Consider the following 26656-nt stretch of genomic DNA (forward strand, 5'->3'; position numbering starts at 1 on the left):
TGAAAACTGAAGCTAGAAAAGGGGTGTTTATGCGACTTGTTATGATTATGCTATGTGTGATTTGGGCGATAATGACATTAGAGGCTAGTGCTTTAGAATCTAAGCAAAAATGTCTTACCCAAGAGCAGATAGAGCAAAAAGCCTTTGCTGTGCGTGTAAGCAAGGAGTGGTTTGACATAGATAAAGTGGAATCTATGTTGAGTAGGCTTAAAAGTTTATATCCGCAAGTCATATTTGTTAGGGCGTTATCGTGGGGGAATGAGAGCGAGATTCTAGCTTTTGAAGTGCCTGTAAGAGATGTGCGTGTGATAGGGCATAAGGATGATAAGAGTAGCGTTGATGATTGGTTCCCTAATGGCAAAGGGTATTGGGACTTTAGGATAAATGGGCGTGAGATATTGTCTAAAGAGCATTTGCCAAAGGGCAGTGTCTTAGCAGTCCAAAGTGCTACGCCCGGGAGTGCGAGTATTGGCGGGGTGGTGGAGTTTGTGCTTGAAAATGGGGTAAAGATAGAGCATAGAATCCACGAAGATGCCATAGGCACGGATTATTTTTACAACGCACAAGGGGAGATGTTGGTAGAGTGCAGTGCGATAGATTAAAGATTTTTTGTGTGAGATGAGAATCTTAATGGACTAAAATCACTTTAAAATATAAGAGTCTAATACAAATCCACTAAAATATAGAAGTGGAGAAAACGGACTAGATTGGCTTTGAAAAGATAAAAAAGCTTACTCTGGCAGAGGAGAAGGGATTCGAACCCTCTGAATCTTCCGTGCTTTTGCCATCGTTGGTAAGAAACTTGGATTTTAGAACTATTGATATGCTAGTGAATAAAAATGCGGATTTTAGAGTGTTTATTGACACGATAAATGGCGATATACAGACAAATGATAAACGGCGAATTGCTCTGCAGTATTATGATGAGGTGCTAGATGATGAGAGTTTGGATAGGTATTTGAGTGAGAAGGGCTTAAGGGCTTAAGCTTTTTTGCAATCTTGTGGGACTAAACTCTTGTGCGGTTTGTTGCGATTATGATTCTAGTGCTTAGCGTATTGGGAGTTAAATTTTAGAATCTTAAAAGCTTTTTAAGAGATTTTATAGGCATATAAAATAAATTTATTTCTTTGTGGCTATTTGTGTTTTATATAAACAATATAAGTAGGATTATGTCTCAAAGAAGTTTGTTGTATTAAGGGGCAAAAATGGCGGTGATTTATCTTGCTGGTGGTTGCTTTTGGGGAGTGCAGGGCTATTTTGATAGGCTTAAAGGTGTGCTAGATTCTGTTGTTGGCTATGCGAACTCTCAAATTGCAAATCCATCTTATGAACTTGTGTGTAGTGGGACAAGTGGGGCGGTTGAGACCTTAAAGCTAGAGTATGATGAATCTGTGCTTTCATTGCGTGAGATTATGGAGCGGTTTTTATCTATCATTGATCCTTGTGCGTTGAATTATCAAGGCAATGATAGGGGGACGCAGTATCGCAGTGGTGTGTATTATGTGGATTTAGAGAATGAGAATGTAATAAGAGAATGCTTGAGAGCGTGGGAGCAAAGGCAGAATCGCAAGGCAGTTACAGAGATTCTGCCTTTAGTTAATTTTTATGAAGCAGAAAGTTATCATCAAAAATATTTAGAGAAAAATCCAAATGGCTATTGCCATATTGATATAGATACTGCTTTGCGAAGTTTTGGACGAGTTCAAATAGAATCTGAGGAATAAATAATAGTTTCGATGAATTGTGATGAACTAATAATTGAATTTCGTAAAAGAGTTTCTGAAAGATCGAGCTATTTAGGGGGATATTAGATGAGATGAAGCAAGGCTTAGATGTAAGCAATCTAGGCGATGAAGCCTATCAAAACAAGCTAAAAGGACAAAGGATAGAAATGCCCGGAGGCAAAGGCATTGGCAGTGATGCTGGTATAAGAAATCGCATAGATATAAATACAATCAAGCAGTATTTTAACACTATACAAAATAGCAAAGCCTTAAAAGAAATCGCCGAGCTTTTAGGTAGACTAGAAAAAGAAAAGGAAGAAAGTGAAATACAAAAAATAAAAGAGTTAAAAAGCTATTCCTATACGCAAATAATCCCCACAAAACGCTACAAAGAAGAGATATGCGGGGTAACTTTAGGCAGAGATTTAGAGAATCTTTTACCACAAGAATTAGCAATACTAGAAGATGGGATTTTAGAACTATTGTTTACTTTAAAATATTTCACAACTGCTTGTTTTTGCTATGAAAAGCAAGGTTATCACTTTTAACCGAAAGCTTGAGTATTTATTAACATTAACCTTTTTACTTTTAAAATTCACTACGCAAAAACATATCAGCCTCCCTTTTTTTACTTTCTTTGTTTATGTTGAAATAAGTTTTTATCATTATTTTAAATATTAAAATCTATTACTTTATTGATATGTTAGCACCAATATAATGCGTATTATTTGTATAATAAATGCTACATTAATACTATTTTGTAGTTTATTTGATTAATTTTTATTATTAAATAAATATATTATTATGTTAATAAAATATTTATTTTTGATTATTTTTATGTAAAACAATATACAAATAAGTAAATTATAAACACTATATTATTATTAAAGTATATGTATATAAGGCTTTAAATAACAAGAAAATAGATATTTATATTAGCCTTATATGTGTTTATTTTCTACTTTTAGCATTTAAGCTTTATAATTTTTAGCATTCTTAGGTTCTACATGTGGCGTAGGTGTAGCAGTAAAGCCTCCATTTTGCATAGCTTGTAACATTCTCTCTTGGTAGCCTTGTCTATCTCTACCTGTTTGTCCTGCTATTCTTTGTGCCATGCCACTCATGCCCATTGCACTTGCTACCCCACTTGCTATACTTCTGCCAACGCCATTTTGTCCGCCTGTTTTATAGTTTAAATCATTTTTTGCTTGTGTATAACCTTTAAAGCCTTGTTTTGCCATAGCGCCTGCCCCTTTTATTAGAGAATTTTATTGAGTAACCAAAGTAATATTTTTATAAAACCTATCTTTGAAGCTAAAAATATAATTACAATAAGAATCAATAGAATAATTTCACTTTCAAACCAAACCTTTCCTATTTCTACAATTATATCTGTCATTTCTAGTTCCTTTTACTCTCAAAAAATGTTGATGTGAAGTCAGGTTGTCCTATGTCATTACGCTTAAATTTTTTAATTTTTTCAGGTTTAATTGTGTCTGCTTTCGCAGGATTTGTTTCTTTTATTGTATCTAATGCCATACTTGCATATAGAGTATTCATATTTTGGCATTCATATTTTGCATAACTTCATATTGTGATACTAAAACTTGCAATATCATGCTTTGTGTTCTTAGCAAGGCTTCTTGCTTTTCCTTATCATTCATCGTTCTAATTTTTGTATCGCTTAGTTGTTTTTGAATCTTACTCATCATTTCTTGTGTGTCTTTTCTGTAAAGCATGTTATATTTACTGCCATTGCTTGCACTGCCCTCTGTGTAGAGATTGTATGAGTTTAACACTTTATTGACACTTTCATTTTGTGTTTTTGCAATATTTTGTTTTCGTTTATCTTCTACTTCTTTTGCTTTTACAATCTCTTTGCGATAATTATCCATATCTCCATTTTTTAAATATGTTTTTGCATTTGTATTGCATGATTTTCTTTATTTTCCTCATGTTCTTGTTCCTTAGTAGCTGTGGGTTGTATAGTCGTAGTAGTTGCAATATCTTGCGTATTTTCATCATGTTCCTTTATATTAGAATCTTGTGTTTGCTGTATCATCTATATTCTCATTTTTACCTTGCAGCAAAGGGGATACATTAAACCTTCAATCTGCAAATCAATATGTAAAAGTTTTTTTTCACATTGTGGAAAACTTGCAACAAGCCTTTCTATCACACCTTTTTCAAGCTTGCATTATAAGCTAGGACAAGGGCATTTGGCGGGATAGAATCTAGCAGGGCCTTGATGAGATTAATTCTTGGGTCAATACCACTTTGAGCTAAAAAACTCCTTGTGTTCTAGCTTACCATATGCCTAAAATAATAAATTTATAAACTCCAAGTAAGCTAAGTGGAAAGAGACTTGAGATATTAATAATAGTTTGATTTCTAGGAAATATGCTTGTTTTGACGGCAGTGCTTTACAAAAAAAACGATGTTATAATTCTACTTCTTTTTAAGGAAAGTATAAAATTTGGAGGAATGTATGTTAAGACATAACAAAAGAGCAGTGGGCGTTATTTGTGGGTTGGCTTTAAGCATGGAATCTATGCTAGGTTCTGGTTTTCGCTTGACAGAGCAGAGCTTGAATGGCACGGCACTTAATTCAGCATTCGTTGCAGGGGCTTATGGAGCAGATTCTACCTACTATAATCCTGCAAATATGAGTTTAGGTAGGGATAGTGATAAGTGGGAGTTTGAGGCGAATGGGACACTTATTTATATCCCTAGTTTTTCATTTGATACTGAAAATAGGGATATGGGGATAAATGTTGAAGCGTCTGGTCTCAGTGGTTTGGTAGCTAATGGGCATTTCTGTGAAAAAGATGGACATTCAAATAAGGTAAATAATAAAGTAGAACCCGGTGTGCCTTGCGGTGCTGCAAGGGTTGGTGGATATGCGACTACAACCTTGCAGCCGGTCCCAAAATTCTTTTTAAAATCTCGTGCCTATGAGTTACCATTGGGCATGAAAACAAACTTTGGCTTTTCATTTACTACACCTTCTGGTCTTGCTATGCAGTGGGATGGTGTCGGTGGTGGATTCCTAAAAGATGTAAGTATTGCTATGATGAAGTTTAATCCTGTTGTATCTATAGCTTATGATAATATTTTTGCCTTTGGTGCTGGTGTAAGGGCGATTTATGCCTTTGGTGATTTTTCTAATACGCTTTTTGTGCCGATAAAACAAGATGTAAATATGGGAGCTATTCTTGGTAATATTCATAGCTATGGCACGACAAGAGTTGAGCAGGTCTCAAATGCGAGTTCATGGGGATTTGGCTATAATCTTGCAGCGACTTTACAACCATTTGCAAAGCTTGAAAATAATATGTTTCAGAATCTAAGACTAGCGGTTACATATCGCTCTAATGTGCATTGGGATATGCAGGGCAAACTCTCGGCGAAGTCTTATATCTATCAGGGTAGTGGCACGGGGCTTACTGGGACATTGGTTGAGGGCTATATCGGTATGAATGCGGATTTGACACTTGCTACTGATTTGCCGCCTATTATAAATGTCGCCTTGTCGCAAGATTTTGGGAATCATAGAGTAGAGTTTGTGTGGGAACATACGCTTTGGGGCAAAGCTAAAATCTTTGAGTTTGGCTATGCAAATCAAGTGTTTGATACAAGCAATCTCACTGGAAGTAGTACAGCTTTAGGACAGATTAAACCTGATGAAATGCTGGATGCGGCTGACTATTCTGCAGTGGCGTATGGAAATGGCTGGAAAGATTCTAATGCGTATCGTTTGGGATATACATATTTTGGGGAATCTTATAAGATTATGGGAAGTATCGCCTATGATGAGACACCAGCCCCACAAGGTAAGTTTGGCATACCTGATGCAAATGCATATATGTTTGGCTTAGGTTTTAGGAAAAGATTCTTAGATGATAGGCTAGATTTAGGTTTGGCTTATTCACTTGCACTAAAAGATAATAGAAAAAGCTTTATAGCTTCTCATGATGGATTTGGGCAGTTGCATTTGCTTACTCTTGGGGCAAAATATTTATGGTGATATAAGGTGTCTCTATATAACTTGTGATATAATACGACAAACCGCATTTAGGGGATTTTATGTCAAAAGTATATTTATGCTCATTTGCTGATACAAGACTTTGTTTATCAGCTTTAAGATTCTATCAGCAAGCAAAAGCTATGCAAGTTTTTGACTATATTTTCTTATACAATGAGACAAATTTGGATAAAGAGTTTAGAGACGCCATGAGTAATCAAGCGTGTATAAACGGGGGGGGGGGGGTAACCAGAGGCTTTGGCTACTGGTGCTGGAAACCACAGATTATCTTACAAACTCTACAACAAATGAATGAAGGTGATGTTTTATTCTATATTGATATAGGCTGCGAATTTCAGATTGAGGGCAGAAAGCGACTACAAGAGATGATAGATGAGATAAGAAAAAATGAGATTATGGGGGTAATGGTGGGTGGACATCACATCGAAAAAGTATGGACAAAAGCAAGTGTATTTCAGCATTTTGGCGTTCTAAATGACAAACATTATACAGATACAAGACAGATTGCTAGTGGTCTTGTCATGCTATGCAAAACACAGAGAACACAAGCCATTATGCAAGAGTGGCTCAATGTCTTTTATCATCATTTTGAACTTGTTGATGATAGCCCAAGCCCTATACCCAATGATGAAAGCTTTATAGAAAATAGGCATGATCAAAGTATTTGGAGTATTCTCAATAAAAAACATAATATTGTAAATTTTGATGGTGTTGATTTTACGCAAATGGCAGTCAATCCAGAACAGCATCCAATAGTTACTGCGCGTAATGCAATATATTGCAGCTTTATCACATCATCTACAAACTCTACTGCAAATAGATATTTAAAGGTTATGTGGATAATACCTGCTTTAATTAGCAAACTACACCCTATTCGTTCAGGCAGAAGATATGCACACACTTTGAAAAAGTTTTTATTGCATTATTCTTTCGTTCATAAAAATTAATAACTTGTATTAACTTCCTTATTTTAAAAATCAACATAATAAAAAACCAAATGTGAAAAATATTCACACCAAATAATTCTTCCGTAATATTTCACAAACGACTATATATAGGCATTTTCATAACTTTGTAAAATAGATATTCCGTTAATTTGTAAGAAAATTTATATTAAAGTTGTAATTTTAGTTTTTATTAAGTTCTAGCTATGTTATAATTAAAGGTGTTAAGCATATTTTATTAATAAATAAAGGAGATATTATGTCATACGCAAGTAATGTTCTCAACAAATTAAAAGAGCAATATCCTTCACAGACACTTTTTCATCAAGCTGTGGAGGAAGTTTTTGAGTCCCTTGAACCGGCACTTCAAAAGGATAAGAGGTATGAATCTTATGCCATACTTGAGCGTCTTACGATTCCTGATAGAGAGATTCATTTTCGTGTAAGTTGGGTTGATGATAAGGGCAAGATTCAAACAAATCGTGCCTACCGCATTGAGTTTAACTCTGCTATTGGACCATACAAAGGCGGGCTAAGATTCCACCCAAGCGTAAATGATAGCGTGATTAAATTTTTGGGCTTTGAGCAGATTCTAAAAAACTCCCTTACAACACTTGCTATGGGCGGCGGTAAGGGCGGAAGCGACTTTGACCCAAAGGGTAAAAGCGAAGGTGAAATTATGCGGTTTTGTCAAAGCTTTATGAATGAGCTGTATCGCCATATCGGTGCGACTACCGATGTCCCAGCGGGTGATATTGGCGTAGGTGGGCGAGAGATAGGCTATCTCTTTGGGCAGTATAGAAAGCTTACAAACCGCTTTGATGGGGTGCTTACAGGTAAGGCTATCCCGTGGGGTGGAAGCCTTGTAAGGACAGAAGCCACAGGCTATGGTTGCGTGTATTTTGCACAAGAAATGCTAAAAGCACGAGGCGAAAGCTTGGAGGGTAAAATTTGTAGCGTATCTGGTGCTGGAAATGTAGCCATTTACACAATTGAAAAGCTCTATCAACTTGGGGCAAAGCCTGTAACGGCAAGTGATTCTCAAGGTATGATTTACGATAAAGATGGCATTGATTTGGCATTATTAAAAGAGATTAAGGAAGTCAAAAGAGCGTCTTTAAGCGAATATGCAAAAGAGCGACCACAAGCGGTTTATACGCCAATTAGCCAGTATCCAAAAGATAGCAATCCTGTGTGGGCTGTGCCTTGCTTTGCGGCATTCCCAAGTGCGACACAAAATGAGCTTAATGGCAATGACGCAAAAACTCTTCTTGCTAATGGCTGTAAATGCGTGAGTGAAGGGGCGAATATGCCTTCAACCATTGAGGCGGTGCATCGGTTTATTAACGCGAAGATCTGCTATGGACCGGGCAAGGCTGCAAATGCTGGTGGTGTGGCGGTGAGTGGGCTAGAAATGGCACAAAATGCAAGTATGAATCCGTGGAGCTTTGAAGTGGTGGATAAGCGATTGCATAGCATTATGGAAAGTATTTTTACAAATGCAAGTGAGACGGCAAAAGAGTTTGGCGATCCTACAAACCTTGTGCTTGGTGCAAATATCGCAGGATTTAGAAAGGTTGCTGGAGCGATGATTGATCAAGGCGTGATTTAACCCCTGCTTGTAGATTCTAATACCTGCAACAAATTGTTATGTTGAGCGAAGCAAAATATCTAATCACATGGAATCTAAAAAAAAAGATTTTTGCCTACGGATCAAAATGACAGGGATATAGATTTTGTATTGTGAGAATCAAGCATTTTTCTCTTAAATACAGTAAAACCTCTTAAAATTATAAGAAAGCACAAAATGGCTTTACTGCCACACAAGCACAACTCATAAACGAAGTTATAGAAATTAAAATTATAACATTATGATACTTCCTTATAGCTTTGTAACTCATTATACAAACTATCGCGTTCTATGGGTATAAAACCTGCATCTTTTATTTGATAAATCATTTCTTCCTTACTCACACCATTGCGACTTTTCGCCCCAGCGGCTGATTGTATGCTCTCATACTCGATTGTCCCATCCATATCATCTGCACCAAATTCTTGAGATACAATGGCAAGGTTAAATGAGAGAGACGCCCAGTAAGCCTTTAAATGCGGAATATTTTGCAATAAGATTCTAGCAATCGCCATAGTTTTTAGAATCTCTTGTGCGCTTGGGGCTTCCTTTGCCTTTAAAAAGTTATTATCCCGTTGATACAGCAGGGGAATAAAGGCATTAAAGCCGCCTTGTTTATTATTGGCTTGTTCTAATGAAGTCTGAATCTCTCTTAAACGAAGCATGTGATCTATCCTGTGATGTCTCTCTTCAATATGTCCAAAAAGCATAGTTGCATTACTCATTTTGCCAAGCTTGTGCCATAGTTTATGTATGCTAAGCCATCGTTCTGCATTTGCCTTACCATGACAAAGTGTTTTTCTTATCTTTTCATCAAAGATTTCTGCACCACCGCCGGGCAGGGAATCAACTCCAGATTCTATTAAATCATTTATGACTTGTTCTAAAGGGAGATTAAACTTTCTTGTGAGATAGTCAATCTCTGCTGCACCCATTGCTTTTATGTGAATATGTGGCACAGAATCTTTTACTGCACGAAACATATCTAAATAATGCTGATATTCATGCGTTGGGTGATGAGCTGCTACAATATGCACCTCTTTTGCACCATTTTTATAGGCATTAACACAGAGATTTACCACCTCATCAATACTCATGCTATATGGATTTGGATTCTTACGACTTGCTGAAAACGCACAAAATTTACACACATCAGCACAAATATTTGTAGGATTTATATGGCGATTGATATTAAAAAATACCTTTCTATCAAAATAAGATTCTCGTATTGAATACGCTGCATTCCCAAGCTCATAAATATCATAATCATAAAGTTTAGCAAGAGTTATTGCATCAAGGTTTGCTATATCACCACGCACTGCTTTATCAAGTAAATCCATAGTATTCCTTTTTATTTTGTAAAGCGTAATTATACGATAAAATCGCAAGGAAACATAAGTCATACATGTATTTCTTTACATAAAAATGCTAATATGTGCGTTTTAGATTCTACAAACTAAAGATGATTACACATATTCACATAGCAAAGATGAAAAAGGAATAGAGTGCAGATTCAGAGTATTAAGGTTTTACTTGCAGGGTATTTAGGTGTCATTTTGCTTGGGACATTAATCCTAAGTATGCCGCCTATGTATCATACGAATGTGAGCTTTTTAGAAGCGCTTTTTACAAGTGTTTCGGCGATGACTTGCACAGGACTTGCTATAAAGAATACAGGACTTGACTTTACTACTTATGGACAGATTGTTATTTGCGTGTTAATTCAGCTTGGTGGCTTTGGACACATGAGTATGGCTGGAATTCTTTTCTTACTTATTGGCAAAAGGCTTAGTGCTGCTGAAAAAGATTTAATAAATGTCGTTGATAACCTTAATAATAACTCTGTGCAAGGCATTGATAAAGCGATTTTAAAAGCAATTGTGTTTGTATTAATCGTGGAGTTAATCGGGGCGTCCCTGCTTTGCCCTTATTTTGTATGGCAGCTTGGCGATACTAAAGAGGGCATGTGGGTTGGAATCTTTCATGCTATTTCTGCGTTTAATAACTCTGGATTTACCATACTAAAAGATGGCTTATTGCCCTACCAAGCAGATATTGTCGTGAATCTTGTGATCCCTATGCTTATTATTATCGGTGGTTTTGGCTATCTTTCATCACTGGAATTTTCACATTTTTGTTATGCAAAGGTGCGTTATAACCGCTTATTTACACACAAAGCCCCCCGAATGCGATTAAGCCTTAATACGCGTATTGTGTTTGTTATGAGTGTGTTATTGCTTATTTGCGGTATGATTAATGTGCTTATTTTTGAGTGGTCAAATCCTAGAACACTAGAAAATGTGCCATTTTGGGATAAGATTATGAATGCCTTTTTTGTATCTACAAATTATAGGACTTCTGGTTTTCATATCTTTGATATTAGTGGATTTGAAGAGCGGACAATGTTTTTTTCTATCTTTTTTATGATGATAGGTGGTGGACCGGGGGGAACTGCTGCGGGGATTAAGGTTACAACCTTTGCGGTGCTTGTAGCCCTATCTATTGCTATTGTTAAGAATAGGAAAAATACTACGATTTTTGGACGCACAATACCGCAAGATATTGTGTCAAAGGTATTTTGTGTATTTATTATCGCCCTTGTTTATCTTTCAGTAGCGACCTTTTTTCTGGCTATATTTGAGCCAAACATTCCTTTTTTACCACTTTTATTTGAAGTGGTATCAGCATTTAGCACCGTTGGAATGTCAATGGGCGATGGAGACTCCCTTAGTCTTTGTGCGGATTTTAATACGATTGGACTACTTATTATTATGATTTTAATGATTTCTGGTAAGATTGGAATCTTAGCCTTTACGCTCATATTTATGGGTGGGGCAAGGACAAAGCATGTGCAGTATGTGCAAGAGAAGGTATTAATTTAGAATCTTTAATTTAAAGGATAAATCATGGCAAAAAGTTACGCAGTGCTAGGGCTTGGTAAGTTTGGCTATCATGTAGCTCTTGGACTTGTGGAAAATGGTGAAAATGTGATTTTATGTGATAATACAGAATCTAGCTTTGTTAATTTACGCGATAAAGCAGAACAGATTTATATCATCGATTGCACAGATAAAATCGCTTTGAAAGAAGCTGGGGTAAATGAACTTGATATAGTAATCGTAAGCATAGGCGAAAACATTGAGGCAAGCATACTCACCGTTATGGCATTAAAAGAATTAAATAATAAAAAAATCATCGCAAAAGCTATATCAAGCACACATGGAGCAATCCTAGAAAAGCTTGGTGTAGATGAAGTGGTATATGCAGAAAGACAAGCGGCAAATCGATTGCTTAGTGAAATCACAGAATCTAATGTCGAAGAGATTGAGCTAAGTGCAAATATGCGTGCATGTAAGGCTATTGTAACAAGCTATTTTGTAAAGCGAAGTGTTGGCACAATACGAGAAGAAGATAATGTAAAAATCGTTGCTGTGCGTAGAGGTGAAACTTGGAATATTGATGTAGATTCTGATTTTATTTTACAAAGAGGCGATGTGGTGCTTTTCTTAGGACTGACAGAACATATAGAAGCGATTATGCAGACTTTGGAAGAGTAGTATTGTGTAGTTGATGATAGATGGCTTTGTAATGATTTTATGATTTATACATTTTCTGTTTTATATAATATACGCAATATCTAAGGTGTAATCTTAAGAATCTAGGTTTTATGCAACTTGTTTTAACACAATAAAAGGACAATAAAATGATAATGCTTGATGTTTATATGCGTTTTGAGATAAAGGATAATGTTATTGATTTGCTACTTGCAAATGGCTATGATGATTTCTTTTTCATTGAGGCAAAGAAGTATGCAGCAAAAAATATGCTTTTAAGCGATGAAGAGCAAGTAAGTGGGCGGCAAAACTATGCTATTATTAAGCTTTACTTAAACGACACTGCTGCGGGTATGCTTGCAAGTCTTATTAAAGAAGAGTTTAAAGATGTGCGTGTATTCGCAGTAGAGTGTCAGCCTCTTGCATTTTTTGGCATGTAGTTTTAAAGGTATGAGTTTATACGCAAAGTGAGAATCTTAATAAAGTTTTATATGGGACTTTTAGATGAAATCGTTTAAATAGCCATTAACACAATCTTTTTACGATATAATCAAGGCTTTATTCAAAGTTAAAGGAATCTATATGGCAAAAGTCGCATTAATCACGGGTATAACAGGGCAAGATGGGGCATATTTAGCAGAGTTTTTACTCAATAAAGGCTATGAAGTGCATGGCATAAAGCGTAGAAGTTCGCTTTTTAACACCGATAGAATCGATCACATATATCAAGATATTCACGCAGAAAATGTGAGATTTCACCTGCATTATGGGGATTTGACAGATTCTACAAATCTTATACGCATTATGCAGCTTGTAAAGCCAGATGAGGTGTATAATCTTGCCGCAATGAGTCATGTAGCTGTTAGTTTTGAGACACCAGAATATACTGCAAATGCCGATGGTATAGGCACGCTTAGACTTTTAGAGGCGATTAGAATCTTAGGCATGGAAAATAAAACAAAGATTTATCAAGCTTCTACAAGTGAGCTGTATGGCTTAGTCCAAGCAGTCCCACAAAATGAAAATACGCCATTTTATCCACGCTCACCTTATGCGTGTGCGAAACTCTATGCTTATTGGATTACGATCAATTATAGGGAGGCATATAATATTTTTGCGAGTAATGGGATCTTATTTAATCATGAAAGTCCTATTCGCGGTGAGACATTTGTAACGCGTAAAATCACACGCGGTGTGAGTAAAATCGCACTTGGACTGCAAGATAAACTCTATTTAGGCAATCTTTCTGCAAAAAGAGATTGGGGACATGCAAAGGATTATGTAGAGGCGATGTATCTTATCTTGCAACAAGACAAGGCACAAGATTTTGTCATCGCAACAGGTGTTACCACAGAAGTAAGAGATTTTGTGAGATTAAGCTTTAAAGAACTTGGCATAGATATTGAGTTTAAGGGTAGTGGTGTAGATGAAGTGGGCATTGTAGCAAAATGTAGTGGTGATTATAAGCTGCCTATTGGTAAGGAAGTCGTAGCGGTTGATTCTCGCTATTTTAGACCTACTGAAGTGGATTTATTATTAGGTGATCCAAGCAAGGCACAAAAGATTCTAGGCTGGAGTCCAAAATATGATTTATCAATGCTTGTTGCTGACATGATGCAAAGCGATTTAAAGCTGATGCAAAAGGATAAATATTTAAAAGATGGTGGCTATACGATTATGCGATATTTTGAGTAGAGGTTTTAGATTCTAAAGAGAATGCAATATGAAATATACAAGACTACAAGGGTTATATGGTATCAGTGATACAAAGCTAACACCTACAAAGATTTTAATCCCACAATTACAAAAAGCAATACAAGGTGGTTTAAAGATATTTCAATATAGAGATAAAGATTCTAAAGATAGTGAGATTATAGGATTTGTGGGGGAATTACAAGCCTTATGCAATGAAAATAATGTGCTTTTTGTGTTAAATGATAGATATGAGCTTGCTATAAAGCTTGGGGTAAGTGGGCTGCATTTAGGCAAAGATGAAGTATCACAGCTTTTAGATATTAGAGAATCTTTTAAGGGTATTATAGGGGTGAGTTGCTATGATAGCATAGAATTAGCACAACGCTATGAGAATGCTGGGGTAGATTATGTAGCTTTTGGGTCTCTCTTTCCCTCACCTACAAAAAGGGACGCTAAGCCTTGTGCTTTAAGCGTTATAACAGAAGCTAAACATAAATTAAAGATTCCAATATGTGGCATAGGTGGCATTTGTGTAGATAATGTATCTTTACTAAAAGAATGTGATATGATTGCGGTTATTTCTAGTTTGTGGAATATAGATTCTAAAAATTACGCCCCAAACCCCATAGCTCAACCAAATCTGGCGGAGAAACTAGATACTAAAACAACCGCTTGTCATACTGAGTCTTTAGGCGAAGTATCTAGCATGGAATCTAAAAAAGATTTTTCGCCTATGGCTCAAAATGACAATAAACAGATTCTAGATTCTATAAAAATGCACTCTAAACCCTGCACCCACACAGATTTGGTAGAGAATCAAGATTCTAGTCAAAATGCACCCCTACGCCCTGCACCCACCCAAGCGGTTAAAAATCAAGATTCTAAAAATCTTGCACCATTTAAGGCAGAAGATCTAAAAGATAGCGATTATAATTACATAACTGCTAATGCAAAGAATCTTATAGCCGCATGGCAGACTAAATAATCTAAAAGGAATGAGAATTGAAAAAAGTTACATATATTATTACAGGCTTTTTGTGTGCGTATATGCTAGTTAGCATTACTTCATTACAGGGCGTTGTATATGCACATACAAAAGAGGGCGATCAATATAATGAATATAGAGCAAAGTATAGCAAACCAGTAAGTGAATGGGAAAAACCACATATTGATGATGGAATCTCTTATGAAGAAATGCAAGCCCTGCCAAAAATAGCAAAAGATACAAAAGACAATCCCTACACAGAGGCAAAAATGCTACTTGGTAAAAAACTCTTTTTTGAGCCAAAGCTTTCAAAATCAGGACAGATAGCTTGTGCGAGTTGTCATAATCCAGAGTTAGCCTTTGGTGATTCTATAAAAACTAGCTTTGGACATGATAGACAAAGGGGAAAACGCAATGCACCAAATATTATGATGAGTGGCTTTTTTGATGAGTTATTTTGGGACGGAAGGGCTAAAGGTTTAGAATCTCAAGCCCTTATGCCGATTACAAATCCTATTGAAATGGCACATGAGCTTAATGCTATGCAAGATTCTATTGCTAGATTAAGAGAGTATTATCCCTTATTTATCCTTGCCTTTGGGGAGACGCAAAAACAATATGAAGTCTTAAAGATAGAATCTAAAGAAGAGTTTAAAAAAGTCTTATTAGATTTATTAAGCCTAGATTTACAAAATAAAGATTTAGATTCTCTTCTTCAAAGCAAAACTCTATCAAAAGAGCAAATCACATTAGCCAAAAAACTTATCACAAAAGAGAATATAGCAAAAGCCATTGCGACTTATGAAAGAAGTCTTGTGTCTAAAAATACGCGTTTTAATCGCTTTTTAAATGGTGATTATAAAGCCTTGAGTGATAAAGAGATTTATGGATTACATATTTTTCGCACAAAAGGGCGGTGTATGAATTGCCATTATGGAGTGGCATTAAGCGATGGGGAGTTTCATAATATTGGCTTAAGCTTTTATGGTAGAAAGCTAGAGGATTTAGGACGATATGAGATAAGTAAAGATGAAAAAGATTTAGGTGCGTTTAAAACACCTTCACTTATCGCAGTATCAAAAAGTGCGCCCTATATGCACAATGGTATATTTCCTACATTAAAAGGTGTTATCAATATGTATAACGCCGGATTCCCCACACATACAAAAACACAAAATACCACATTAACCCCAAAGACTTCAAAGCTTATACAGCCATTAAATCTTAGTAAAGAAGAGCTAGAAGCCCTAGAGGCATTTTTACTCACATTATAGAATCTAGTAGAAATAGGGCAGGGTAGGGCGATATTATGCAATATCTATAAAAATAGAGTTAGTATAAATAGAAGTTAAATAGATATGAAATAATGGTTGTCATAGAGAGAATAAAACATAGCTTTATTATGTAACTTTGCAAAATAATGTTATACTTAATGTTTTGGATTTTTCGCTATTAAACATGTAGAGTTTAAGTTAAATAATGAAAGGAAAGAGAATGAAATACGCCTTTATTTATCCCGGGCAAGGCTCACAGACTAAGGGCATGGGTAGAGACTTTGTTGAAAATTTTTCTATTGCAAAGATGCTTTTAGAAGAAGCAAGCGATAGTTTAAAACAAGACATGGCAAAGATACTTTATGAAGATGAAGAAAAGCTAAATGAGACACAATACACACAACCAGCTATCTTTCTAGTCAGTGCAATGGCGCATAAAATTGTAGAAAAAGAGTATGGCATAAAGGCAGAGATTGCTTTTGGGCATTCACTAGGTGAGGTAAGTGCGTATTGTCTTAATGGTGGGGCAAACTTTGGAGATTCTATATATTTGACACATAAAAGAGGGCAGTTTATGGCAGAATCTTGCAAGGGTAAAGCGGTGGGTATGCAATCTGTCGGCATGATGGTCTGCTTGGGACTTGCTACAAATGTATTAGAAGATATCTGCATAAAAGCACAAAAAGAGGGCAAACAAGTCTGGGCAGCAAACTATAACATGGAGGGGCAAATCGTATTAGCAGGGATTAAAGAAGACTTAGAATCTGTAAGCGACACTTTGAAAGAGGCAGGGGCAAAACGCACATTATTATTAAAAATGAGTGTAGCAAGTCATTGTCCTTTACTACAAGATTCTATACCGCCTTTCAAAGAGCTTTTAGAAAAAAGTATTTGTGATAGCAAGATAGAGATTATTTCAAATGCAAATCTTTCTTTATACAAAACAAAAGAAGAAGCCTTGCAAAATCTCACACAGCAGCTTATAAAACCTGTGCTATATCATCAATGTGTAAGCAAGGCAAAAGAGCTTGGAATAACAAAATTTATAGAGTTTGGCAATGGAAGCGTATTAGCGGGATTAAATAATAAAATCAGCGATATACCTACAATAAGCATAAATTCAGTGCAGTCAATACAAGGGCTTGGGTCATTATAATGGTAAAAATGCGACAGAGACATCTTTGTGTGTTTGAGTTTGAGAAAGGCTCATTTGATGAGATTCTTGCCTATATTCAGTATAATGCGGATTTTATGCGGGATAGATTACTTGCGTTTCATGATGATATTACGCCAGAAATACGCGATTTTCTATGTGATTTAGGGGCTATGCCCTTTAAGGTTGAGAATAAAAAGATACTACAATCAGGCAAAGTAAAACAGCTTATCACAGAAGCCCCTATACAAGAGAACAGCACTACTTCACATGATGACAAGCAAAATACTGCGGTAAAAAAGATTAAAATCACTCTAGATTCTAATGACTTAGCAAGAGTTGTTATGGATAGTAATGATGAGAATATTAATCAAAAAAGTATAGAATCTGTTTCTATTAGTAACACTTTGAAAGATAGCAATTCTAAAGTTTCTAAACTAGATTCTACACCTATAAAAGATTCTATAAAACAAGCACGAAATGGCTTGATAAGTGATATAGAATCCATGCCTATGGTAACCTTTAAACGCACTATCCGCAGTGGCGAAGAAATTATTTTAGAATCTCATGCTGCTTTTATTAAGGATATACATGAGGGTGCTTTGATAAAAAGCAGTGGAAATTTACATATTTATGGTAAATGTCATGGAATATTAGAGTGTTTTGGCGATTATATTATCATTGGAGAGTTTGATATGGGTAGAATCTCTTTGCAAAATGTCATTGTGGAAGGGAAAATGCTTGAGCGGCTAAAAAGTAGCAAAAAGCTAAAAATGCTTACCATAGAAAATGGCGAAATCTCTCTATGTGAGCTTCTATAAAAGGATAAATATGAAACAAAGAACGATAGCAAAAAAAGTGGAGCTTGTAGGCATTGGACTGCATAAAGGTGTGCCAGTGAAAATGATATTAGAGCCATTGCCAAGTGATAGTGGCATTGTCTTTTATCGTAGTGATATGGGGGTTAGTATACCGCTTAAGATAGAAAATGTGATTGATACGACTATGGCAACTGTTATTGGTAAAAATGGGGCAAAAGTCTCTACAATCGAGCATTTACTCTCTAGCATACATGCCTATGGTATTGATAATATACGCATTATCCTTGATAATGAGGAAGTGCCTATTATGGACGGATCAAGCATAGGATTCTGTATGCTATTAGAAGAGGCAGGGATACAAGAGCTAGATAAACCAAAAAAGGCTATTGAGATTAAAGAAGTTGTAGAAGTAGAAGAGGGTGGTAAATTTGTGCGACTTATGCCAAGTGATTCTATAACCTTTGATTTTACGATTAAATTCCCACATCAGGCTATAAGAGAGCAAAGCTATAAGTTTGAGTTTAGCACACAAAAATATAAAGAAGAGATAGCAAGGGCTAGGACTTTTGGGTTTTTACAGGAAGTCAATCAGCTTAGGGCTATGGGCTTAGGGCTTGGCGGTAGCTTTGATAATTGCATTGTGCTTGATGAAAAGGGCATTATGAATGCTGAAGGACTGCGATATAAAGATGAGTTTGTAAGGCATAAGATTCTTGATGCAATCGGTGATATGTCCCTGCTTGGTATGCCAATAATTGGTGGATATATCTCTTTTGCAGGTAGCCATAAACTAAATCACTTTTTAACAAAAAAGCTTTTAAGCGCAGCCCATGCGTATAGCATTGTAGATTTACAAGACAAGGTAAAAGACACACAAAAAGCCTATGTCCCTGCAAAAGTAAAAGCTTAGATTCTAAGTAAAGTATAGAATCTCATTTTACAAATATGCCCTCGTTTATTTAGCATTTTTAAGGGCTAGACTTTTTTGTTTTTTTGTATAGTTCTGTCGAAAATCAAGCTTTGTTGTTTTAAGTGTATATTCTAGTGTTTTTTATTGTTGTCATGGTTATATTATAAAATCAACTTCATTCTGTATTTTTATCAAAGAGTGCATTTTTATTTAAGATATTTCACACAAACTCATCATAACTTATTTTTTATTTTTTTTGATATAATCTAGTTAAATAAGACTCTTTAAGTTATAGTTTAGTTATATAGTATAAGAGGAGATATTATGAATAATCCGCAGATTTTAGTCCTTGATTTTGGTTCTCAATATACACAGCTTATTGCAAGAAGATTGCGTGAATATGGCATTTATACAGAGATTGTCCCCTATTTTGAAACGCTAGATTCTATTAAGGCAAAAAATCCTAAAGGTATCATTTTAAGTGGTGGTCCAGCAAGTGTGTATGAGGAAGGGGCGTATAAGCCAGATTCTAGAATCTTTGATTTAAATATCCCTATACTTGGTATTTGCTATGGTATGCAGTATATCGCACACTTTTTTGGTGGGAGTGTGGTAAAGGCTGAAGCACAAGAGTTTGGTAGGGCGGTTTTAACGATTTTAAATGGAGATTCTAAAACTTATGATATGGAATCTCATAGCACACATACAAACAATATTGAAAGCAATAATATAAAGCAAATAACAAGCGATACACTCATTTTGCGAGAGTTTGTTTCAAGTGATTTAGAGGATATAGAATCTATGCTGCTAGATTCTGAGGTGATGAGTGCTTGGGGGAGAGCTTTAAGCAAACAAGAGGCAAAAGAATGGCTAGATAAGCAAATGCAGTCATATAGAAAGTATGGCTTTGGCTTATTTGCAGTCGTTGAAAAAAGTAGCAATGAGATAGTAGGGCAATGTGGCATTACATGGCAGGGTGTGCAAGATTCTAATCTGTACGACACAATTAAAGCGAGTTTGCATAATACAGACTATTTAAACCATGCAGCACAACACGCCATGCAAACCTTGCTAGATTCTAAAGCACCATTATTGCCTGAACTAGGCTATATCTTTAAAAAAAGTCATTGGCATAAAGGCTTGGCAAGTAAGGCAGCTAAAATGTGTATGGAATATGCGTTTAAAGAGCTAGGTTTGCCCCTGCTTATAAGCCTTATAAAAACGGATAATATCGCTCCACAGAATCTAGCTAAACGCCTTGAAATGCGTATCATAGGTAAAAGTAATAAGACCTTTGATAATAAAGATATAGCGCATTTTGTCTATATGCTAAAAGCAAGTGATTATATAGGACTAGATTTAAATGCAAATGATTCTAAAAAAGTCTTGCTTGAGTTTGCAAACTATACAAAAAATAATCCTATGAGTAGCGATACAAAAGATGAGCTTTTAGGGATATGGAGAGATTCTGTGCATGCAACTCATCATTTTTTGAAAGCAAAGGATATTGATGAGATTGCAAATGATATGGAGAATCTTTTAGATTCTGTTTGTTTGGAATCTAGTTTGACACAGAATCTAGATTCTACAAAACGCACAATGAAGAGTCCTGCGGAAGTATCTTTAGGCAATTTTGCAGGTTGTGTAGATATTGCAACAAGGAGTTATCTAGACGATAATGACGCAGTTGCAATATCAAACTCCTGCAAAAGTGGCAAAGAGACAACACAGTCAAACAAGAATCTAGATTCCACACATATTATTGTAGCAAGCGATTACGATAAAAAGCTAGGCTTTATCGCATTGCGAGGCAATAAGATTGAAGCCCTATTTATAACCCCTAGTGCTTTTAAAAAAGGCGTTGGAAAAGCATTGATATCAAAGGCTTTAGAATCTGGCTTAGGTGATTATGATTATATTCTAGTTGATTGCAATGAAGCAAATACTGATGCGATTGCATTCTATCATACGCTAGGCTTTGCTATCTTTGGACGAAGTCCTAGAGATTCACATAATAGAGATTTAGCTCTCGTGCATTTTAAGGCAAGTAATGCCTTACTCATGCGATATTTTAATCTTTGCTATGATATGCCTTTATTTGAGACAGAAAGGCTTATAATAAGGGCTATGCGTAAAAGTGATACAGCAGGGCTTAATGCTATGCTGCTTGATCATGAAGTGATGAGTTCATGGGAGTATAACTTTAATGATTCAAGTGTGCAAGAGTGGCTTAATACGCAGTTAGAGAGATATAAAAAGTTTGGCTTTGGGCTTTGGGCGGTGATAGAGAAAGAAAGCGGGGCTATGATAGGACAAGCAGGACTTAGTTTGCAAACCTATAATGATAAAAAAGTGCTTGGCATGACCTATATCATCGCAAAAAGCCATTGGAAAAAGGGCTATGGTGCAGAAGTCGCACTTGGGTGTAAGCATTATGCTTTTAGCGTATTGAAAGCAAAAGAGCTATATTTGCTTATTAAAGAAGATAGTGAGGCATCAAAGGCAGTAGCAAAGAAACTACAAGCGTATTTGCTTGGAGAGACGACTTGGACTTATCGTGGCAGAGAAATGCAGCGGCTTGTATATAGAATCAAAAACACAAATACAACGCATTTTAGCCTTGAGACAAACCGCACGATATTGCGTCCTTACAAAGACTTCGATTATCCTATGCTTAGGGCAATCTTGCAAGATAAAGAGACTATGCAATCTTTCAATGGTGCATTAAGCGAAGAGGAAGTGCAGACTTGGATAGAGAGAGAACAAAGCAGTATAGATCGATTTGGTGTTGGCTGGTGGGTTATCACTGATAAAAATAATGGCAGCGTGATTGGACTTGCAGGACTGCATTATACAAAATATCTTGAAATGCAGTATGTATTACATAAAGACCATTTACATAAAGGCTATGCTATTGAAGTAGCCCTTGCATGTAAAGAATATGCCTTTAAGCATTTGCGTGTAAAAGAGATGTATTCACTATGCAGGGAAGAAGATATTGCTGCACAAAATGTAGCAAAGAGAGTTGGCATGGAAAAAATGGGGATTGTAACTGATGAAAATAGCAATACAAAATACATAGAGTTTTGTGCTACAAGCAGGATAAATCCACTCTCTTATACAAAATATAGCTACACAGATTCTATGGAATCTCTAGAATCTTTGCAAAAAAATCTTAGCAGATTAAATCTAAAAATTAATTCATTGAATACGCTAGATTCTAAAGAAGTGCTAGATTTAAGTGCGTTATGGCAGGAATACTTTGCAAAAACGCATACGCATGTATCACAAGAAGCAATCATTAGTAGTGGTAAAAATATGCAAGACATTCTCTCAAAATGTCATCAATGCTTGGTTATTGAAAGTATAGAAGAGAATGCGAAAGAAAATGAAGCATTAGGCTTTTTAGTCGTATATGATAAAACAGATAAAAATAGCTTTGTAGAGATATTTTTATGCACGAAAAAAGCAAAGCTAGAAAAAGAGGGTATAGCATTATTACAAGCATTATTGCATACAAATGAGAGTGAGACAATTACGCTACCTTGCCTTTTAGAGCAAGATGAAGCGGGGCTATTATATGAGTATCTAGGCTTTATTAAAAGCAGTAACGAGTCGCATTTTAAACACATTGAAAATGAAATATCAAATGTAGATAAAAATCTCGTGTATAACTATCATAATACAGAATTGCCCTGCTTTATTTATGGAGTTACAAAAGACAAGCTGAAACTCTCATTGCGTTCATTCTTATTGCAAGATTCTCTCTATTGCGATAGAGAATCTTTACTCATAAGCACACAAGCAACGCTAAGAGACAATACTCATAATCATATAGAAAGCAATAATAAGAAAGCATTGTTTGCTAATGTCAAGCAAGATTCTATCGTGTGGATGAGCCACGCGGATAAGGTGGAGTCTCTACCTAGTGGCTTTGTGGAATTAGCTAAAAGTGGGAATACACATTATTGTGCTATTGCAGATTTCACGCGGAGAGTGTATGCTTTGCAATTTCACCCAGAAGTTGTGCATAGTGAATGCGGTGGGGAGATTCTAAAAAATTTTGCTGTGGGAATCTGTGGGGCAGATACGAGCTGGAATATGCGGAATTTTGCGGAAAGTGAGATTGTGAAGCTAAGGGAAAAGGTGCTTGGAGAAACTTGCGAAAATAGGGCGGATTCTAAGCCAACGCAAGAAAATCTACAAGAAAAAGGGTTAGAATCTAATGCGGAAGGACTGCAAGAGTGTAACGATACATTAAGGCGAAGTATTTTAGATGAGAAATTGCCGCAAAGAGATTCTGCGAATGAGGCGTATAATGACATACGTCGCAGTGAAGCAGAAACGAGTTGCGGTGATTTATCGCTAAAAGACAAGCCTTTTTCAAAGGTTTTGTGTGCGGTGAGTGGTGGAGTAGATTCTAGCGTGGTAGCAACGCTTCTTTATCGTGCCATAGGAGAAAATCTTATCCCTGTGTTTGTGGATACCGGGCTTTTAAGAAAGGGTGAAAGAGAAGCAGTAGAAGAAATGTTTAGAGAGAATCTAAAAGTGCCTTTGATTGTAGCAGACGCAAAAGAGCTATTTTTAGGGCGATTAAAGGGCGTAACTGACCCAGAACAAAAGCGAAAAATCATCGGCGAAACCTTCATAGAAGTCTTTGAAGCTGAAGCTAAAAAGCATAACACAAAAGGCGAGATAAAATTCCTAGCACAAGGCACACTCTACCCTGATGTGATTGAATCTGTGAGTGTGAAGGGTCCTAGTAAAACGATAAAAAGCCACCATAATGTCGGCGGACTGCCTGAATGGATGAAATTTGAGTTAATCGAGCCTTTAAGAGAGCTTTTCAAAGATGAAGTAAGGGCGTTGGGTAGAGAGCTAGGAATGCCTGAATCTATGCTTATGCGACATCCTTTCCCCGGACCCGGACTTGCCATACGCATTATGGGCGAGGTGAATGCGGCGGATTTAGAGCTATTAAAAGAAGCGGATTCTATCTTTATAGAAGAGCTGCATAAATGGGGCTTGTATGATAGCGTGTGGCAGGCATTTTGTGTGCTTTTAAATGTGCGAAGTGTGGGCGTAATGGGCGATAACCGCACTTATGATAATACTATTTGTGTGCGTGCTGTGGAAGCACAAGATGGAATGACAGCGAGTTTCTCACACTTACCCCACGCATTTTTAGAATCTGTCTCAAATCGCATAATTAACGAAGTAGCAGGGATTAACCGAGTCGTGTATGACATCACTTCAAAACCCCCGGGGACTATTGAGTGGGAGTAAATGGATTTGTTAATGTTGTCTATGATTTATTATAATCTAATTTGGCTATTAATTTTTATGATTGGAGGTACATGTGGCAACCCAACATCAGTTATTGTCAGCTTTAGTTGTCTTTGATTTATTTAAAAAACAAGGAAAACAGTTATCAGACATATTGGAATCTTTTATTATATTTGCTACACAAGATAAAGCTTTTATAAGTTTTACCCATATTGAAACCAATGATTATTTAAAAGATGAATTTGGATTTGAAATACCTACTTCAGTGATTGAACAGCGACTTAAGAAAATGGTGAAAAATGGAATAATAACTTACAATGCCGATACTCGTAAATTCCAACCCAATGATAATGCAAATACGCAATATGAAGAAATACAAGAAAAGATCAATCAGGCAATACAAGATGAAAAAATTTTAATAGAAAAGCTCAAATCGCATTGTCAATTAAGCTTAGATGAAAATATATTGAGAGAAAAAATTGTCGATTATTTTTTAGGCTTACAGGATAATCAAGAAATCAATAATTTTGTGATTAAAAATAGCGAAAATAGTACTCTGCGAAATGTATCTAATGGCATTATCCTTTATAATGGATTGAGATATCACACGCTATATGACAACAAAAGATGGGAAAAGTTGTACATTTACATCAATATGGAAATCATATTTCATTATATGGGATATAATGGAGAAATGTTCTCTTTAATCATCAAGGAATTATTTGCACTTATTAAAGAAATCAACAAAAAAGATAAAAAAGTTATCTACCTTTATTACACATCAAAAGAAGAACAGCGCATAGAAGATTTTTTTTGATGCAATAATTAAAAATAAAAATAGTGAATATACTATGGCTGAAAAAGAAATTAAAAAGAAATGTTTTGGTGATGAAATCAGTATTAGAGCTGAAAAGTTGAGATTATTTGAGAAATTAGAAAAAGAAGTAATATTGAAGAGAGCTATCTGTGAAGTAGATTTTAATTTGGAAAAAAATCAAAAATATAATGTCGCATCAAAAGATATAGAAAAAGAGATTTCTAACATAGGAATCGATAAAATCGAATTTCTTAATAAACTAAATATTTTGAGGGCCAATAATGAAGCAACTATAGAAAATGCTAAATATTTATTTTTAACGGAAGAAAAGGAATATATCGAAATTTCAAAATACATTAAAGCTAACATTGGTGGAAAAATTCCTATCGCCATACAAACAACGCTTTTGACAAATATATTATGGCTAAAGCTTGGGAAATTATCTAAGAATTATAATGGATTGTTAATATTTAAGCCTGATACAAGAGCAAAAATATCGGCGGCACTCAATCTATATCAACACAATATAGATTTACAAGAAGAGCTCAAGAAAAGAAAAAGTCAAGGCTTGAGCGAAAAGATATGTTTGCAAATCTTAAGTGAAATAAAAGAATATGAACAAAAACCAGAAGAAATTAATGAAAACAATATCGATTCTCTTGAAAATATAAGTGGTCGTGACTTAGATTACTTTATAGAACGGCAACAAAAAAGAGAGCAAGAAGTTGAAAATTTAAAAAATGAAAATGAAAAGAAAGAAAATGATAACAAACAATTAAAAGAGGAAAGGGAACAATTATTAAAAATACAAGAAGAAAAATCTAGGGAAATAAAAGAACTAAGGATACTTAATAAAAAAGCAAATTACAGAATAAGACTCAAAGATTATAGAAAAAAGAAATGTTTAAGAATAAAAAAGAAACTAACAAACTATTATCAAAAAAATAAAAGCCAAATTATCAATGGGATAATCGTCTCTATCATTTTAGGTGTAATTGTTTTTATAGTAAAATTTATTTGGGGACACATATGAATCATTTCTTAACTCAAAGCATTGAATTAGCTAATCAAAGAGATTATTTAGACCAGCTTTTTAGAGTGTATCCTATGTCGCCAGATAATATTAGGGAAATAGATTCTACAAAATGGCAAAGATTTGAGCAAGCTTTTGCTGAAAATAAACAAAATGAAATCATAGAATCTTTGCTTGATTTTGAACTTTTCCCCATCAAAGATTCTTATATTGTTTATTTGAGACGCGATAAAAATGCGATTGAGAGAAATCCACTAACGATTGCTAGAATCTGTGGGCGATTAAAAGAAATGGGGCTAAATAAAATTTATGAAAATCTTTCACAGCCAAAAGAAACTAACAGGCAAATTGGTCCTCTTTTTAAGCGTTGGGTAAATAGTGGGGCTTTGGGATTAGAATCTGTTGGTATCAATGATTTTTTACATACAAGAGATAATGCGATTTTAAATGCTTCTGATTCTGTGATGAAACATTATGCAAAAGAATATTTAGGCTATGAGAGAGAAAAAGGACTTGATTTTATTGCACGATTTAATGGAAAGATTATCATAAGTGAAGCAAAGTTTTTAACAGATTTTGGGGGACATCAAAACGCTCAGCTTGAAGACGCGTTGCAGCTTTTAAAATGTCCTTTAAAAGAAAAAGTTGTAAAAATTGCTATTTTAGATGGAGTATGCTATATCCAAAATAAAAGCAAAATGAATGCTATGTTGTGTCAAAAATATGGCGATGAAAACATTTTATCCGCTTTACTTCTACGAGATTTTTTGTATTCTTTGTAGGT

The 26656-nt window shown here is 35.5% G+C and carries 24 protein-coding genes and 3 pseudogenes; 22 read left to right on the plus strand and 5 right to left on the minus strand.

Going from position 1 to position 26656, the window contains the following annotated elements; translation table 11 throughout:
* Positions 1-29: 29 nt before the first annotated feature.
* The 4 genes from C6H08_RS00900 (at position 30) to C6H08_RS00915 (ending at position 2273) form a co-directional block, all read left to right on the plus strand.
* Positions 30-602: a hypothetical protein gene (locus C6H08_RS00900; protein WP_034579558.1), complete on the plus strand. Its 573-nt coding sequence runs from the start codon at positions 30-32 to the stop codon at positions 600-602.
* 200 nt (positions 603-802) lie between these two features.
* Positions 803-985: a hypothetical protein gene (locus tag C6H08_RS00905; RefSeq protein ID WP_233708413.1), complete on the plus strand. Its 183-nt coding sequence runs from the start codon at positions 803-805 to the stop codon at positions 983-985.
* 221 nt (positions 986-1206) lie between these two features.
* Positions 1207-1725, plus strand: coding sequence for a peptide-methionine (S)-S-oxide reductase MsrA (gene msrA, locus C6H08_RS00910; RefSeq protein WP_034564263.1), 519 nt, complete (start codon positions 1207-1209; stop codon positions 1723-1725).
* A 92-nt stretch (positions 1726-1817) separates the two neighbouring features.
* The gene (locus tag C6H08_RS00915; protein WP_233708414.1) at positions 1818-2273 is read left to right on the plus strand and encodes a hypothetical protein; all 456 of its coding nucleotides are present in this window, start codon (positions 1818-1820) and stop codon (positions 2271-2273) included.
* A 423-nt stretch (positions 2274-2696) separates the two neighbouring features.
* On the opposite strand, the gene C6H08_RS00920 is transcribed toward C6H08_RS00915, so the two are convergent.
* From C6H08_RS00920 to C6H08_RS11170, 4 genes are all read right to left on the minus strand, one after another.
* Positions 2697-2966, minus strand: coding sequence for a hypothetical protein (locus tag C6H08_RS00920; RefSeq protein ID WP_104686068.1), 270 nt, complete (start codon positions 2964-2966; stop codon positions 2697-2699).
* Between the two features lie 160 nt (positions 2967-3126).
* Positions 3127-3285 carry a hypothetical protein gene (locus C6H08_RS11165; protein ID WP_004087035.1) on the minus strand — a complete coding sequence of 53 codons (159 nt, stop codon included), beginning with the start codon at positions 3283-3285 and terminating at the stop codon, positions 3127-3129.
* Positions 3282-3620: a hypothetical protein gene (locus C6H08_RS00925; RefSeq protein WP_233708415.1), complete on the minus strand. Its 339-nt coding sequence runs from the start codon at positions 3618-3620 to the stop codon at positions 3282-3284. The genes C6H08_RS11165 and C6H08_RS00925 overlap by 4 nt, the downstream gene beginning before the upstream one ends.
* An 11-nt stretch (positions 3621-3631) precedes the next feature.
* Positions 3632-3787, minus strand: a complete 156-nt coding sequence (locus C6H08_RS11170) for a hypothetical protein (RefSeq protein ID WP_158656781.1) — start codon at positions 3785-3787, stop codon at positions 3632-3634.
* A 426-nt stretch (positions 3788-4213) separates the two neighbouring features.
* Here C6H08_RS11170 and C6H08_RS00930 point away from each other — a divergent pair, with 426 nt between their 5' ends.
* The 3 genes from C6H08_RS00930 to gdhA all read left to right on the plus strand — a co-directional run bounded on the left by C6H08_RS00930 (position 4214) and on the right by gdhA (position 8326).
* Positions 4214-5752 carry an OmpP1/FadL family transporter gene (locus C6H08_RS00930; RefSeq protein WP_104686069.1) on the plus strand — a complete coding sequence of 513 codons (1539 nt, stop codon included), beginning with the start codon at positions 4214-4216 and terminating at the stop codon, positions 5750-5752.
* Positions 5753-5811: 59 nt separating this feature from the next.
* The gene (locus C6H08_RS00935; RefSeq protein ID WP_199773187.1) at positions 5812-6717 is read left to right on the plus strand and encodes a hypothetical protein; all 906 of its coding nucleotides are present in this window, start codon (positions 5812-5814) and stop codon (positions 6715-6717) included.
* Positions 6718-6973: 256 nt separating this feature from the next.
* Positions 6974-8326, plus strand: coding sequence for an NADP-specific glutamate dehydrogenase (gene gdhA, locus C6H08_RS00940; RefSeq protein ID WP_034580080.1), 1353 nt, complete (start codon positions 6974-6976; stop codon positions 8324-8326).
* A 257-nt stretch (positions 8327-8583) separates the two neighbouring features.
* On the opposite strand, the gene mqnE is transcribed toward gdhA, so the two are convergent.
* Positions 8584-9684, minus strand: coding sequence for an aminofutalosine synthase MqnE (gene mqnE, locus C6H08_RS00945; protein WP_034580079.1), 1101 nt, complete (start codon positions 9682-9684; stop codon positions 8584-8586).
* 165 nt (positions 9685-9849) lie between these two features.
* On the opposite strand from mqnE, the gene C6H08_RS00950 reads away from it, so the two are divergent.
* From C6H08_RS00950 to C6H08_RS01010, 15 genes and pseudogenes are all read left to right on the plus strand, one after another.
* Entirely contained in the window at positions 9850-11226 is a 1377-nt protein-coding gene (locus C6H08_RS00950; protein WP_034580078.1) for a potassium transporter TrkG, read from the plus strand.
* Positions 11227-11250: 24 nt separating this feature from the next.
* Positions 11251-11901: a potassium channel family protein gene (locus C6H08_RS00955; protein WP_004084985.1), complete on the plus strand. Its 651-nt coding sequence runs from the start codon at positions 11251-11253 to the stop codon at positions 11899-11901.
* A 146-nt stretch (positions 11902-12047) separates the two neighbouring features.
* Positions 12048-12338, plus strand: coding sequence for a DUF3240 family protein (locus tag C6H08_RS00960; protein WP_020995636.1), 291 nt, complete (start codon positions 12048-12050; stop codon positions 12336-12338).
* A 142-nt stretch (positions 12339-12480) separates the two neighbouring features.
* The gene (gmd, locus tag C6H08_RS00965) at positions 12481-13593 is read left to right on the plus strand and encodes a GDP-mannose 4,6-dehydratase (protein ID WP_005219077.1); all 1113 of its coding nucleotides are present in this window, start codon (positions 12481-12483) and stop codon (positions 13591-13593) included.
* Positions 13594-13621: 28 nt separating this feature from the next.
* A complete protein-coding gene (thiE, locus tag C6H08_RS00970) occupies positions 13622-14578 on the plus strand; it encodes a thiamine phosphate synthase (RefSeq protein WP_034580077.1) in 957 nt (318 codons plus the stop codon).
* Between the two features lie 17 nt (positions 14579-14595).
* Positions 14596-15852 (plus strand): cytochrome-c peroxidase, encoded by a 1257-nt coding sequence (locus C6H08_RS00975; RefSeq protein ID WP_034580076.1) that lies wholly within the window; start codon positions 14596-14598, stop codon positions 15850-15852.
* A 220-nt stretch (positions 15853-16072) separates the two neighbouring features.
* Positions 16073-17008, plus strand: a complete 936-nt coding sequence (fabD, locus tag C6H08_RS00980) for an ACP S-malonyltransferase (protein WP_034565595.1) — start codon at positions 16073-16075, stop codon at positions 17006-17008.
* Between the two features lie 8 nt (positions 17009-17016).
* Positions 17017-17826, plus strand: a complete 810-nt coding sequence (locus C6H08_RS00985; protein WP_233708416.1) for a hypothetical protein — start codon at positions 17017-17019, stop codon at positions 17824-17826.
* A 10-nt stretch (positions 17827-17836) separates the two neighbouring features.
* Positions 17837-18736, plus strand: coding sequence for a UDP-3-O-acyl-N-acetylglucosamine deacetylase (gene lpxC / locus C6H08_RS00990; protein WP_034565593.1), 900 nt, complete (start codon positions 17837-17839; stop codon positions 18734-18736).
* A gap of 324 nt (positions 18737-19060) precedes the next feature.
* Positions 19061-19429 (plus strand): annotated as a pseudogene (locus C6H08_RS11675) (glutamine amidotransferase-related protein); the annotation flags it as partial.
* A gap of 72 nt (positions 19430-19501) precedes the next feature.
* Positions 19502-22747 (plus strand): annotated as a pseudogene (locus C6H08_RS11680) (GNAT family N-acetyltransferase); the annotation flags it as partial.
* 372 nt (positions 22748-23119) lie between these two features.
* Positions 23120-24022, plus strand: a pseudogene (gene guaA / locus C6H08_RS12490) (glutamine-hydrolyzing GMP synthase); the annotation flags it as partial.
* A 73-nt stretch (positions 24023-24095) separates the two neighbouring features.
* Positions 24096-24839, plus strand: coding sequence for a hypothetical protein (locus tag C6H08_RS01000; RefSeq protein WP_138154565.1), 744 nt, complete (start codon positions 24096-24098; stop codon positions 24837-24839).
* A gap of 34 nt (positions 24840-24873) precedes the next feature.
* Positions 24874-25872, plus strand: coding sequence for a hypothetical protein (locus C6H08_RS01005; protein ID WP_034580074.1), 999 nt, complete (start codon positions 24874-24876; stop codon positions 25870-25872).
* On the plus strand, positions 25869-26654 hold the full coding sequence (locus C6H08_RS01010; protein WP_034580073.1) for a restriction endonuclease: 786 nt from the start codon (positions 25869-25871) through the stop codon (positions 26652-26654). Before C6H08_RS01005 ends, C6H08_RS01010 begins: the two co-directional genes overlap by 4 nt.
* Positions 26655-26656 lie beyond the last annotated feature (2 nt).

The sequence above is a fragment of the Helicobacter bilis genome, from assembly GCF_900198365.1.
Classification (GTDB): domain Bacteria; phylum Campylobacterota; class Campylobacteria; order Campylobacterales; family Helicobacteraceae; genus Helicobacter_A; species Helicobacter_A bilis_B.

Coding starts and splice junctions, on each gene's coding strand:
- C6H08_RS00900 (WP_034579558.1), top strand. CDS start 30: ATGCGACTTGTTATGATTATGCTATGTGTGATTTGGGCGATAATGACA.
- msrA (WP_034564263.1), top strand. CDS start 1,207: ATGGCGGTGATTTATCTTGCTGGTGGTTGCTTTTGGGGAGTGCAGGGC.
- C6H08_RS00915 (WP_233708414.1), top strand. CDS start 1,818: ATGAAGCAAGGCTTAGATGTAAGCAATCTAGGCGATGAAGCCTATCAA.
- C6H08_RS00920 (WP_104686068.1), bottom strand. CDS start 2,966: ATGGCAAAACAAGGCTTTAAAGGTTATACACAAGCAAAAAATGATTTA.
- C6H08_RS11165 (WP_004087035.1), bottom strand. CDS start 3,285: ATGAATACTCTATATGCAAGTATGGCATTAGATACAATAAAAGAAACA.
- C6H08_RS00925 (WP_233708415.1), bottom strand. CDS start 3,620: ATGGATAATTATCGCAAAGAGATTGTAAAAGCAAAAGAAGTAGAAGAT.
- C6H08_RS11170 (WP_158656781.1), bottom strand. CDS start 3,787: ATGATACAGCAAACACAAGATTCTAATATAAAGGAACATGATGAAAAT.
- C6H08_RS00930 (WP_104686069.1), top strand. CDS start 4,214: ATGTTAAGACATAACAAAAGAGCAGTGGGCGTTATTTGTGGGTTGGCT.
- C6H08_RS00935 (WP_199773187.1), top strand. CDS start 5,812: ATGTCAAAAGTATATTTATGCTCATTTGCTGATACAAGACTTTGTTTA.
- gdhA (WP_034580080.1), top strand. CDS start 6,974: ATGTCATACGCAAGTAATGTTCTCAACAAATTAAAAGAGCAATATCCT.
- mqnE (WP_034580079.1), bottom strand. CDS start 9,684: ATGGATTTACTTGATAAAGCAGTGCGTGGTGATATAGCAAACCTTGAT.
- C6H08_RS00955 (WP_004084985.1), top strand. CDS start 11,251: ATGGCAAAAAGTTACGCAGTGCTAGGGCTTGGTAAGTTTGGCTATCAT.
- C6H08_RS00960 (WP_020995636.1), top strand. CDS start 12,048: ATGATAATGCTTGATGTTTATATGCGTTTTGAGATAAAGGATAATGTT.
- gmd (WP_005219077.1), top strand. CDS start 12,481: ATGGCAAAAGTCGCATTAATCACGGGTATAACAGGGCAAGATGGGGCA.
- thiE (WP_034580077.1), top strand. CDS start 13,622: ATGAAATATACAAGACTACAAGGGTTATATGGTATCAGTGATACAAAG.
- fabD (WP_034565595.1), top strand. CDS start 16,073: ATGAAATACGCCTTTATTTATCCCGGGCAAGGCTCACAGACTAAGGGC.
- C6H08_RS00985 (WP_233708416.1), top strand. CDS start 17,017: ATGCGACAGAGACATCTTTGTGTGTTTGAGTTTGAGAAAGGCTCATTT.
- lpxC (WP_034565593.1), top strand. CDS start 17,837: ATGAAACAAAGAACGATAGCAAAAAAAGTGGAGCTTGTAGGCATTGGA.
- C6H08_RS01005 (WP_034580074.1), top strand. CDS start 24,874: ATGGCTGAAAAAGAAATTAAAAAGAAATGTTTTGGTGATGAAATCAGT.
- C6H08_RS01010 (WP_034580073.1), top strand. CDS start 25,869: ATGAATCATTTCTTAACTCAAAGCATTGAATTAGCTAATCAAAGAGAT.